The following is a 12,025-nucleotide window of genomic DNA, read 5'->3' on the forward strand; positions in this document are numbered from 1 at the left end:
ACGGCACCTGAGGAATTTGGATTACATTGCCCGGATTCGTCCGGCCGCAGAATCATCTGTCGGTGTCAAGCGCCCTGTGTCGAACTAATCCGCTAGTTTCTTCAATTCAATAAGGAAAATTCATGCAAAATTTTCGTGCTATGGCTGTTGGTACGGTGTCTCTGTTGGCCACCGGCGTCTCTTTCGCGCAGAGCGGAAACATGATGAATGGGGGCGCCTGGGGCGGCGGCTGGATGGGCGGATACGGCGGGATATGGATGCCGATTTTGCTTGTTATCGTGGTTGTCGCTCTTGTGGTGTGGGTCATCAAGCAAAAGAAGTGATCTGGGTCGGGAAGCCTGCAGAGCACTGCGAGGCGTCCTGAATTACAAGCACGGCTGCAGGCAAAAAGGTCCGGGGGCCAGGTTCCAGGCCTTCTCACACAAAATTCGGTTAGGTTCGAACCAGGGCATTTTTTGCCCATCACAAAGATCAAGGAAACTTCATGTATTACATAGTTGAAACCAACAAATCATTCAACCAAGCATCGACAGATCTTGAATCGGCGGTTATCCATCATGGCTTCGGGGTGCTGCATGTCCACGACTTGGGGACCACACTTCGCAGTAAAGGCATTGCATTTAATCAGGAGTGCAAGATTTTTGAAGTCTGCAATCCGGCTCAAGCTGCAAAAGTTTTGTCCACCGATATGCGCCTCAACATGGCGTTACCGTGTCGTATCTCGGTGTATACGGAGAAGGGAAAAACGCAGATTGGCCTTATCAAGCCAGCGCAAATGCTTTCGGCGCTATCTCAGGATGCCGCGTTAGTTCAAGTTGCCAAAGAGGTCGAGGAAAAGACCATCCAGATGGTTGACGAGGCGAAATGAATACGCTACCTGACGCCATGAACACTAGCGCATTTCACGCTCTCTCCGGTTGCCAAAAATGTGCCGGTTGTGGCGGACGTTGCACTGTCATGCAGGCGCTGGTGGCGAGGGTATTTGCGTTAACCGGGGATATCGCCAACGCCATGTCTGCTGCAGGATGAGGGACCGGATCACCTGCCTAACCATCCGGCGACGTGGGTGAATACAAAGCATCTTGCAGGCAGTCTTTCGATGACCGGCCGCGGCCCCGCCGGTCGCCATTCGTTTTCTGAGCTTGGCGCTTTGGCCCGCTCCAACGGTCAGTTCGCGTTCGGACCGATGTCTTTGAGCGCCGCTTGTGCATCGAGTCCGCCTTGCTTCGCAGTTCCCCATGTTTCCAACGTTACCCAACCTAACAAGGAGTTTGCCATGACCCATTTTCGATTCATTCCACTTGCCATTGTCCTCGCCACCGCCAGCACACTGATTGCTTGCAACACCGCCCCGGCGATGCCCATGGGCACCGCAGCTGCCAACAACATGGCCACACCGGACCAGATGGCCAAGATGGATGCCCAGATGAAGACCATGCAGGGCATGCACGAAAAGATGATGAACGCCAAGACCCCGGAAGAGCGTAGCAAGCTAATGGCCGAACACATGAAAACCATGCAGGACGGCATGGCAATGATGGGCGGCATGAAAGGCGCTGGCATGGGTAGCATGCAAGGCCAAAAGCCGATGCCAGCCAACATGAACGAACGTCAACAAATGATGGAAAAGCGCATGGGAATGATGGAGGCCATGATGCAAATGATGATGGACCGAATGCCACCGCCTGCTACCAAGTAAAGGAGTCAACTATGTATGGTTTTTATCCATGAATGTTAGGAGCGTATGGCTGTACTGATCGACCTGCAGAAAAGTACCGTGCTGCGAGCGGCACCGCGACTAATGCAAATCCTGCGCGTGCTCGCCCGACACAAGTTCCTGGGAGCCCTGTTCGGCAGGGGACATTGGCCGCCACCAAAGGAGGTACGGGAAACCTTCGAGGAGCTGGGGCTAGTCTTTCTCAAATTCGGACAAGTGCTCGCGTTGCGGCGCGACCTGCTGCCGGCCGCCTACATCGATGAGTTGGAGTTGCTGCACAACCAGTTGCCGGCGATGGACAGTCACGTGGTTCGCGCGACGCTCATAGTCCAACTGGGCGCCCCGTTTACTGAGTTGTTCTCAGCGTTCGGCGAAACGCCGCTAGCCGCCGCGACCATCGCCCAGGTGCATGAGGCGACAATGCCGGACGGGCGTCACGTGGCCGTGAAGGTGCAGCGGCCCGGCCTTAAAGCAATAATCTCCACCGATATCGCGGCACTGACTTACCTGGTAGGTCTGGGAGAAAAGCTCTTTCCGCGTCTGCGCGCCCTCGATCTCCCTGTTGTGGTGCGTGAATTGGCCAACAGTCTTCACCGGGAAACTGATTTTGGTCGCGAAGCGCGTTCCATCATGCTCATTCGCGCCGCGCTGGCAGATGTCCCCGATCTCTGGATTCCGGATGTCGTGGCAGAGTATTCGGGAGAAACCGTGCTTACGATGGAGTACTCGGCCGGCGAACGGGTGGATAGCTACGCCAAGCTGCACCCGGAAGCGATGCCGCGGGTGATCAACACCCTGGTAAAGCTGATGCTGCATTCGATCTTCGAAGAAGGGTTGTTTCATGCCGACCCGCATCCCGGCAATGTCTTCGTTCTGCCCGATGGGCGGCTCTCCCTTCTCGATTTTGGGAATACGGGCGACCTTGACGAGCCGATGCGCGAATCGCTGACACTCCTGCTCGAAGCGGTCGTCAAAGGCGATGCGCGGGCCGCCACCGAGGCTTATCTGGAAATGGCGCCGGCGAATGAAAAAGTCAACCGTGCGGAGCTATTGGTGGACATCAAGGCAGTGATTTATGAAATCCGCAGGACCAATCTGGCGGATGTTTCGATCGGGAATGCGTTCGAATCTCTGCTGCGTGCCGGAAGCCGGAACGGGGTACACAATCCTGGCGAGTTTGTCCTGCTGACGCGTGCTTTCGTCATCCTGGAGTCGATGATTGGCCAACTCGCCCCGAGCTATAACCACATGGAATCGTTTCGCGAAGAAATCTCACGCCTGACCGCACAGCACTTCTCACTGGGGCGGATAAAGGAAAAGACCACCAAGCTTGCGCGCGAAATGGAGCGACTGATAAACGATGCGCCCGGCGACACGCGACGCATCCTGCGACGTATCGCCGAAGGCAATCTCGGTCGACTTCCGGGTTTGGAGGCCGTGGGACGTCGCTTCAGCCGCAATCTGGAGCGGCTCACGAGTGCCATCGCTTTCGCGGCTCTCGTGATCGGCGGCTCGATGTTGTTGCTTACTCCGATGGGTGGCTGGCACCATATTCTCGGCGAAACAATGATTGTCGGTGGGATTGTCGGCATTATCATTTCGCGGATTCGTGCTTTGCGTCGCGACCCTGACCAACACTGACGCGCGCCTTCTGAATGCACTGCAGATTGACGTCGTTTGGACTTCGAGCCTGTTAACGCATGTCTGGCCGGCTTGGGTAGCATGAGCAAGACACCGAGCAGGAGATAGAACCAGAACGCGATGCGTGGCACGTTCAGAAGGCTGTGGATCTGGCCAACCAACAGGAACCCCGCTCAAAGCAGCGGTGCCCAACGTCCGCATCGGGTCTTCAATTGGGCGCTGCGCATAGTGATAGGTTCTTTAGCAGTTGAGGCCTGGGACTGGCCATCACCAGGTCGATCGTCGTTCTCCCATGGAAGCACGATCTCGGCCGCGTCGTCAGGCGAGTTGACCACGTTTACTGTCAACCTGTCGCACATCCCGGGCGTCACAGCCTCACGAAATACAAGGTACGACATCCATCTCAACCGTGTTTCCATCAGCACTTGGTTGAGACGGAGCGTGATATTTTCTAGTGCATTCCGTTCATCATGGTGGTTGCGGTGTTGGGAGCAGCGGCAGTTGTCATCCCCGCGCTCTGCATGGCAGCCTGCATAGACGTGGACGTGGTCGTGGTCGATGTCATGTCAACCGATTGCATGGGCATGGCGAGCGTTCCATCCGCCTTGATGATGGGCATGTATGCCGTCGTTACGGTCTGGGCATTCAATGCAGCGAGGACCGTAGCAGCCTTTGTTGGATCAGTCGTCGCCGCGCCTGTCATCACACTAGCCATCACGTTCACGGTACATGCGATTTGCTGAGGGGTAGATGTTCCTGTCGCGTTGCAGGCGGCACCATTCGAATCTTTCAGCGAACCTGCGTATTTGGCTGCCATCATCACTCTTGTCAGCTGCTTGACCATATTGGCCTGCTGGCCCAGCATGGCCGGGTCGGAGCCATTGTTCTTCAGATCCATCATCGGCTTGATGCTCAGGTCAACGCCCAAGCCTGCCATCATTGTCCCTACCGTGGTCATGGCTTGGGTGATCTTGCCTGCATCTATGCCAGATGTGCCCATTGCACTGGCCGCCATTTCGCTAAACGGCGTCACATAAACGGTGGTCGTGGCGGATACCGCGGGGACCATTGCCCTCATGGTCATGTTGTAGGGAATATAGGCACCGGTGGTTTCGTCGAGCATCGTAGTTCCAGTCCCCGCCATGACTTTTATCATTGCTGGGCCGGTATAGCCGTCGCTCATCGTGACGCTGAATGAACCATCGGGCCCCGTGGTCCCCGATGCGCACGTCGCGTCCGCCTCTGGTATGCCGTTCACGATTCGGCAAACGAGAACATTGGCCTGTTTCACAAGGCCTTTGGCGGCTGTACCGCTCACTGTGGTAGGTGTATGGGAACCTACCGTACCGAGGCCGGAATCGCCACCTCCGCCACACGCTGACAACGCCAACAAGCCAGCCACGGGTATTCCAATTTTTGAAACGATCTTCAAATATGCATTCATGAGTTACTCCAAAAAAAGAAATGACTTTTAAAAATTATCTAAAACGATCCATTGTTTCCAGACATATCAAAGTCTGCTCTTTCGAAACCGCCACAACGGTGACGCAGGGATTACATTTTTGTAAGGTTGGTGTCATGCTGAATGAAGTCTTCAACCTCTTAGGGAAACGCGGATCAAATCAACTTTGACCACCTCAGCGGCGTAGCGCGTGTTTTTTGTTCGCGACGGAAGCGCTGGAGCCCAATTTACAAGCCTGCAGATCTTAAAGCCGCCCGGATGCGAATGCGCCAAACCTTCATATGCACGCTCACACGCACTTTGAGCTGGTGGGCCATGCGCCAGGGCCACGAGCTGCGCACCTGCTCCAGTAGGCGGTCTTTCCAGTTTTTCCAGGGGGTGTAGAGACGTGCAAACCACTTCAGCTGCATCAGCGCGGGCTGGGTGAGCTGAAACAGCCGCGCCGCCAGCGCCGTGCCGGTGAGCTTGGCGGCCAGCACCAGCCCCAAGCCCAGCATGACATGGCCTCGGCCAAACAGGTAAAGCGCCAGCAGCTTGATAGGCACCAGCGCCCCCACAGGTATACCAAAAACCAGCAGGGCCGCCCAGGGCGGCAAGCGCGTAATCAGCCGCTCCAGCTGGCCCCACCACGGCAACCTGCCCAGTGCGGCAAAGCCTGCAGCCAGCTGCTCCCAGCCCCATTCCTCGAACAGCAAAAGCAGGGCAACCGGCGCGAGCAGGAGGGCCCGGAGGATCTTTTTAAGCAGGTTCAAGTCGCGTCAGGCTTCAACGCCTGCTGGAAAGGCTTTGACCCACGCGAGTATCGGGGGTCGCTGAATGAGCCACGCATGCCTGTTGATCTGGAAGCTGCACCGAAAGTTGCGCCGCGAGGCAAGGTCTTCGATGGCTGCGAAATTTCATGTCAGCATTGTGCTGTACCGGCCGCAGACATCGGCGGGCGGGCGGGAACTGCAGCCTTCGCAGTTGTCAAGCCAGCGGTGTGTTGACGCTATCCCTGTTCATGATGTGGTTGACTGCGCCGCGGCGTTCCAGCCGGTCTTCCAGCTGGCCCATGTAAGCGGCCATGGTGTTGTCGGATTGCTCGATGCGGGTCAGCAGTGCCTGCTGCTGCTGGGCAAAGCGCTCGGTCAGCACGGTGCTGACGGCGACGTCGTGTTGCTGCGCGGCCGTGGCTTGCGTTTCCAGGTAGCTGCGCAATTCGGTAAAGCGCGAGGCTTCGGCCTTATCGGCCAGCTCGCGCTGAGTGTTCAGTTCACGGGCATTCTTTCGGGTTTCAATCAGGTGGGTGCTTTGCATATAGAGCGTGCTGGCCAGAAAAACAACCGTTGCCGCGACCAGCAACAGCAGCATGACCAGGCCCAGCGAAACCTGGATGGTGGTGAAGCCCAGGCTTAGCACGCTGATGCGCGTGAACTCGTCCACGTTGAGTGCGACAAAGCCCGCAACAAGCAGAATGGCAATGACTAAAAGAATGGTGCGGATACGCATGGTTGTCTTTCTGGAGGACTGAATAAATTCGCTACAAAGTAGCTTGCAATTATGAGCATGAGGGTCCTTTTCAGCTGTGGGACAATGCCGTCCCTTGACGTCAGTTTATGGGGGGAAGGGCTTGCCGGCAGGCCGCAAGCCTGTCCCAGCTCATGGCCTTCTCATAGCCTTCCAGCCGAACACTATTTTTCCAATATGCAGAAAATCATCCGCCAGATTGCCGCAGAAATCAAAGCCCAGGAACATCAAGTCAAGGCAGCGGTGGAGCTGCTCGATGGCGGCGCGACTGTACCGTTTATTGCGCGCTACCGCAAGGAAGCCACCGGCGGGCTGGACGACATCCAGTTGCGCGAACTCGAATACCGCCTTAGCTACCTGCGCGAGCTCGAAGACCGCCGCGAAGCCGTTTTAAAAAGCATTGAAGAGCAGGGCAAGCTCACGCCACCGCTGCGCGCCGCCATTGAGCGGGCCGCCACCAAGCAAGACCTGGAAGACCTGTACCTGCCCTACAAGCCCAAGCGCCGCACCAAAGGCCAGATTGCACGCGAAGCCGGCATTGAGCCGCTGGCCGATGCGCTGTTTGCAAATTCCACGTTGGTGCCCGCCGACGAGGCCGCCGCCTATGTGAAAACCGAAAAGAACGAAAGCGGCGACGATTTCACCACAGTGCAGGCCGTGCTCGACGGCGTGCGCGACATCCTGAGCGAGCGCTGGGCCGAAGATGCCGCACTGGTGCAGTTGTTGCGTAACTGGCTCTGGAGCGAAGGCCTGTTTTCGTCCAAGCTGGTCACCGGCAAGGACGAAAACAACGCCGATAACGCCAAGTTCCGCGATTACTTCGATTACGACGAGCCGATTGGCCGCGTGCCCTCGCACCGCGCGCTGGCGGTGTTCCGTGGCCGCGGGTTGGAGATTCTGGACGCCAAGCTGGTGCTGCCGGTGCCGCCAGAAGCAGGCCAGCCCAGCATTGCCGAAGGAAAAATTGCACTGCATCTGGGCTGGAGCCACAAGGCACGGCCGGCCGACGATCTGATCCGCAAATGCGTGGCCTGGACCTGGCGCGTCAAGCTCAGCCTGTCGCTGGAGCGCGACCTGTTCACCCGCCTGCGGGAGGACGCCGAAAAAGTCGCCATCAAGGTGTTTGCCGACAACCTGCGCGACCTGCTGCTGGCCGCGCCCGCTGGCCCGCGCGTGGTGATGGGGCTTGACCCAGGCATTCGGACCGGCGTGAAAGTGGCCGTGGTCGATGCCACCGGCAAGCTGGTGGAAACCGCCACGGTCTTCCCGCACGAGCCACGCAAAGACTGGGACGGCTCGCTCCACACCCTGGCCAAGCTCTGCGACAAGCACGGCGTCAACCTGATCGCCATTGGCAACGGCACGGCCAGCCGCGAAACCGACAAGCTGGCCGCCGACCTGATGAAGCAGATTGACGGCATGCAGCGCGTGGTGGTCAGCGAAGCCGGCGCATCGGTCTATTCGGCCAGCGAGTTTGCCAGCCAGGAAATGCCCGACGTGGACGTGAGCCTGCGCGGCGCCGCCAGCATTGCGCGCCGCCTGCAGGACCCGCTGGCCGAGCTGGTCAAGATCGACCCCAAATCGATCGGCGTCGGCCAATACCAGCACGACGTGAACCAGAGCGACCTGGCGCGCAGCCTGGACACCGTGGTTGAAGACTGCGTGAACAGCGTGGGCGTGGACCTGAACACCGCCAGCGTGCCGCTGTTGGCGCGCGTGTCGGGCCTGAGCCAGACGGTGGCCAAGTCGGTGGTGCGCTGGCGCGACGTCAACGGCGCCTTCGCCAGCCGCGCCGATTTGCTCAAGGTCACCGGCCTGGGCACCAAAACCTTTGAGCAGAGCGCCGGCTTTTTGCGCCTGCGCGGCGGCAGCAACCCGCTGGACATGACCGGCGTGCACCCTGAAACCTACGCGGTGGTGGAGAAAATCATGGTGCACACCGGAAAACCTGTGGCCGAACTGATGGGCCGCGCCGAGATGCTCAAAACCCTGAAACCCGAGCTGTTCGCCAATGAGAAGTTCGGTGTCATCACGGTCAAGGACATCCTGGCCGAGCTGGAAAAACCAGCGCGCGACCCGCGCCCTGACTTCAAGGTGGCGCGCTTTAACGACGGCATTGAAGACATCAAGGACCTCAAGGAAGGCATGATGCTGGAAGGAACCGTCAGTAACGTGGCGGCCTTTGGCGCGTTTGTGGATATTGGTGTGCACCAGGACGGCCTGGTGCATGTGAGCCAGTTGGCCAACAAGTTTGTGACCGACGCGCGCGAGGTGGTGAAAACCGGCGACATCGTCAAGGTGCGCGTGACCGAAATCGACGTGGCGCGCAAACGCATCGGCCTGACCATGAAACTGGGCGATGCCCCCGCACGGCGCGACGGCCCGCGTGACAACCGCTTTGAAAGCGCGCGGCCCGGCCCGCAAAATCGCGGCGGTTATGGCGGCGGGCGTCAAGGTGCACCTCAGCCTGCAGCAGGGACTGCCATGGAGTCGGCCTTCAGCAAGCTGGCGGCACTCAAGAAATAGGGCCAAGGAGGGAAGGGTGGGCGAGGGCGTGCCTCGGTCTCACCCACGACGGCTTTTTAGGAAGTTTGATGGTCAAATAGCCCTGTAGCCCATATAGAACGTTAGCAAACAGCTATAAAAAATATAGCAAATTGCAGACCGACCATCTATAAACTCAAGATCAGTCCTCCGATGAAAGCCCTCCGCTTCTACGTCGGCGCCTCTGGCGCGACGGCATATCGAGAAAAACGGTTTGCAGCCGCAAGACATTGCGGTGGTGCCAGGCGCAGCGGGCGGCCCCCAAGGGCCTGATTCTGGGTGCACTTGACCGTTTCATCTTGGGTGACTGGCTGGCCCGGACCACGCACCCGGTGCATCTGGTGGGGTTCCTCGATAGGCGCATGGCCACGGCTTGCCTGAATGACCCGCTGGCCGCCTTTGAAAGGCTGGAGCATGACGATATTCACCAGCACTACGAACTGCAACCGGGGCAAAAGGGGTGACCGCAAGGATTCGTGCGAAATTGGGCAACAAGCCCAATAGTTATAACGCTGCGCCTCTGCGTGGTGTATTGGTGCCAACGGAACAAGGAAATCAGATAGGCCATTTCCATACATTCACTTTCAGCCACTATCAGGATGCCCTTCACCCTTTTTTTGCACCGTCTATCCTTCGCGGATGTGATAGATCCGCTCGAACGTCGGAATGAATTTTCCAGCCTGGTCCGGGCACTTTAATTGCGAGCGCTTTACTGAAAGTTCAGTTCGGCTGTCTTGGTGACCAAACACCAGTTGCTGCAGCACTGCCCATTCGATGGTCTTGAGCGCGATGGGACTCGACCTGCCATAGCACGAATTCAAGCTGGTAACTGCCGCGCCACCATCTCGACCACGCTTTCAATCTTTGTGGGCCACTGGTCGGCTTCGGCACCGGCCATGAAGTTCAGGCGGCAACTGGCACAGGACACCACCACGGTATCAGCGCCTGTGGCATTGATCTGCTCACGTTTGATCTCCCATGCCTTGTGGCGCAAGCCCTCAGCGCGGTTGATAAGAAAGACGCCAGCCCCGCCACCACAGCACCAGTTTTGCTCAGCCGTGGGGGTGGTCTCAATCAGGTCCATACCCAGCGCTTTGAGCGCATCACGCGGCTCGGTCATCACGCCGCCATGGCGCGCGAGCTTGCAGGCGTCGTGGTACGTGATCTTGCGGCCGGCTTGCGCAGGCTCTGCGGGCAGCAGCTTAAGCCGACCGCTGGTGACCTCGCGGCCAATGTATTCAGATACTGCCAACACGTCAAACGGTAGCGGCTGGCCGTTGGTCAATCGTCCGTCCCAGCGCAACGCAGGGTAAGCGTGGCCGCACTCGGGCAGGATGACGATTTTGGCGTCAATAGTCAGCGCCTCATCAATCAGGCGCTGGCTAGCGGCTTTTTGCAGCGCCTCGCTGCCCGACAACAGACCAAAATTCGCCGCCTCGAAACCGGCACTGCGCAGCGTCCAGCGCACCCCCAGATAGTTTAGGATACGCGCCGCAGCCGCGAGCGCATCCTGATATAGCAACACGTCGATCACGGTAGTGACCAGCATCACGTCGGCTTTGGGCTCGTCCAACGGAATTACAATGCCCTGCGCGCGCAGAGTTTCTAGTGTCTGCTGGAGCTGCGCCGGGCCGACACCGAACACTGTGCCGCGTTCGGCCTGTTCTTGTGCAACAGCCTGCAGTTCAAGCGGCGCAAGCCCCGCTTCGTAAAGCGCTTCTCGCATCACGTTCACGCCGCGCGCGGTATTGACGCCCATGGGGCAGATCATGCTGCAGCGGCCACATTCGGTGCACGAGTCATAGACCAGTTCCTGCCACTCCTTAAGGTCGGCCACGGTGATGTCGGGGGTGAACAGGCGTTTCAGGGGCGCGAAGGCCGAGGTCTCACGCGCATGCACGCGGCGCAGTAAATCCAGCTTTCGGCTGGGACTGTACTTGGGGTCCCCCGTGCTTTGGTAGAAATGGCAGGACTCAGAGCAGTAGCCGCAGTTGACGCAGGCTTCGAGGTCGAGCGCCAGTCCTCGGTCGATCTTGGCGCGCATGACAGTCTTGGCACGCGCCAGCCGTTCCACGTCAGTCAGTGGAACGGGCTGCGCCATCTCCGGCAGGTGGTGAATGGCTTCCAGAAAACCATGAAAAACATCCATATTAATCATGAGCGCACTCCGCGACGGCCGAAGAACGTGGCCAGCTGCATGCGGGCCGGCAGCACCAAAAAGGCATGCATCAGTTTGCCGAACGGAAACCACATCAGTAGCAATTCCAGCGTCAGCAAATGCACTGCCAGCGGGCCGGGATAGATCACATGGTCACGCGTCAAGATGCTGGCGGACGAATCACCGATCACCGCCATGCCGGTGACGAGGGGAAGGAATGTGACGGTCCAAGTGATCCAATCGTCGGCCTTGGAAATCTTTTTCAATACTGGATCGGTCAGGCGAAATAGCAGGGCCAGGAGCAGCGAAATTATGGTGACGGCGGCAGAAAGGTACATCACAAGGTCGGGAAGCGCCGGCCACGACAAGCTGGTAGTGCGCCGGACGAAGGCAATGTGCGGCGCGTAGCCCAGAAACACAACAGCCAGCCCTATGTGAAATACATAGGGGTTGCTGTTGACCAGGGTGGCGCTTGGATGAAAGCCACCCCTTGGCACCATACGTGTGAATGCCGCTCTGAGTGCGGCGCCGGTGCCAAATTCTTGCCGCGCGGGCGCACCAGTCGTTTGTGAAACAGGTATTCGCCACAAAGAAAAGAGGCGCCAAGAGACGCCCACGACGAAGATAAAAATCGCTACGATAAGAAAGGGACCGCGTACCCAGTTCAGGAGATTCATGCGATTGCCCCTTTTTTAAATTAATTTTTTTACATTACGACGAACGTCGGAAAATTTGGTTGATAAACATCAAGCTGTGGACTGAACCTGACTGGGATTCGTCTACACAAGACGCTGTATATACAGATACAGCCAAGGAAAAAGCAGACGAGCTTTGTAATGCATTGAATGAGGTCGTGGAAGTGCTAAGAAAAGAAGTTCACGAGATGATTTCAGTGCCACACACTTAACAAAGCGTTCAATTCGTTCGCTACGCTCACTGGGAAATCTCACACGCTGCGTTCGCTCTGTTCCGGCTGCCCATTAACGTGGCGTTCTAA

General features: G+C 57.9%; 10 protein-coding genes and 1 pseudogene. 6 read left to right on the top strand and 5 right to left on the bottom strand.

Annotation, left to right across the window (positions count from 1 at the left end; all coding sequences use genetic code 11):
• The first annotated feature begins 122 nt into the window (after window positions 1-122).
• The 4 genes from B3F77_RS04110 to B3F77_RS04125 all read left to right on the top strand — a co-directional run bounded on the left by B3F77_RS04110 (window position 123) and on the right by B3F77_RS04125 (window position 3,358).
• Window positions 123-323 carry a hypothetical protein gene (locus B3F77_RS04110; RefSeq protein WP_293603727.1) on the top strand — a complete coding sequence of 67 codons (201 nt, stop codon included), beginning with the start codon at window positions 123-125 and terminating at the stop codon, window positions 321-323.
• A 161-nt stretch (window positions 324-484) separates the two neighbouring features.
• Entirely contained in the window at window positions 485-868 is a 384-nt protein-coding gene (locus tag B3F77_RS04115; RefSeq protein ID WP_293603728.1) for a DUF302 domain-containing protein, read from the top strand.
• A 408-nt stretch (window positions 869-1,276) separates the two neighbouring features.
• Window positions 1,277-1,699 carry a hypothetical protein gene (locus tag B3F77_RS04120; protein ID WP_293603729.1) on the top strand — a complete coding sequence of 141 codons (423 nt, stop codon included), beginning with the start codon at window positions 1,277-1,279 and terminating at the stop codon, window positions 1,697-1,699.
• Window positions 1,700-1,744: 45 nt separating this feature from the next.
• Window positions 1,745-3,358: an ABC1 kinase family protein gene (locus B3F77_RS04125; RefSeq protein WP_293603730.1), complete on the top strand. Its 1,614-nt coding sequence runs from the start codon at window positions 1,745-1,747 to the stop codon at window positions 3,356-3,358.
• Window positions 3,359-3,809: 451 nt separating this feature from the next.
• On the opposite strand, the gene B3F77_RS04130 is transcribed toward B3F77_RS04125, so the two are convergent.
• From B3F77_RS04130 to B3F77_RS04140, 3 genes are all read right to left on the bottom strand, one after another.
• Window positions 3,810-4,802 carry a hypothetical protein gene (locus tag B3F77_RS04130; protein ID WP_293603731.1) on the bottom strand — a complete coding sequence of 331 codons (993 nt, stop codon included), beginning with the start codon at window positions 4,800-4,802 and terminating at the stop codon, window positions 3,810-3,812.
• Between the two features lie 245 nt (window positions 4,803-5,047).
• A complete protein-coding gene (locus tag B3F77_RS04135; RefSeq protein ID WP_293603732.1) occupies window positions 5,048-5,572 on the bottom strand; it encodes a hypothetical protein in 525 nt (174 codons plus the stop codon).
• Between the two features lie 214 nt (window positions 5,573-5,786).
• On the bottom strand, window positions 5,787-6,308 hold the full coding sequence (locus tag B3F77_RS04140) for a hypothetical protein (protein ID WP_293603733.1): 522 nt from the start codon (window positions 6,306-6,308) through the stop codon (window positions 5,787-5,789).
• Between the two features lie 195 nt (window positions 6,309-6,503).
• On the opposite strand from B3F77_RS04140, the gene B3F77_RS04145 reads away from it, so the two are divergent.
• Window positions 6,504-8,852: a Tex family protein gene (locus B3F77_RS04145; RefSeq protein ID WP_293603734.1), complete on the top strand. Its 2,349-nt coding sequence runs from the start codon at window positions 6,504-6,506 to the stop codon at window positions 8,850-8,852.
• A gap of 171 nt (window positions 8,853-9,023) precedes the next feature.
• Window positions 9,024-9,328 (top strand): annotated as a pseudogene (locus B3F77_RS04150) (phospholipase); the annotation flags it as partial.
• 359 nt (window positions 9,329-9,687) lie between these two features.
• Here the strand turns inward: B3F77_RS04150 and B3F77_RS04155 are convergent.
• Together B3F77_RS04155 and B3F77_RS04160 are read right to left on the bottom strand one after the other, a co-directional pair.
• On the bottom strand, window positions 9,688-11,028 hold the full coding sequence (locus B3F77_RS04155) for a (Fe-S)-binding protein (protein ID WP_293603735.1): 1,341 nt from the start codon (window positions 11,026-11,028) through the stop codon (window positions 9,688-9,690).
• Window positions 11,025-11,705, bottom strand: a complete 681-nt coding sequence (locus tag B3F77_RS04160) for a hypothetical protein (protein ID WP_293603736.1) — start codon at window positions 11,703-11,705, stop codon at window positions 11,025-11,027. The genes B3F77_RS04155 and B3F77_RS04160 overlap by 4 nt, the downstream gene beginning before the upstream one ends.
• Between the last annotated feature and the right edge of the window lie 320 nt (window positions 11,706-12,025).

This window comes from Polaromonas sp. UBA4122, assembly GCA_002381615.1.
GTDB lineage: Bacteria > Pseudomonadota > Gammaproteobacteria > Burkholderiales > Burkholderiaceae_C > Polaromonas.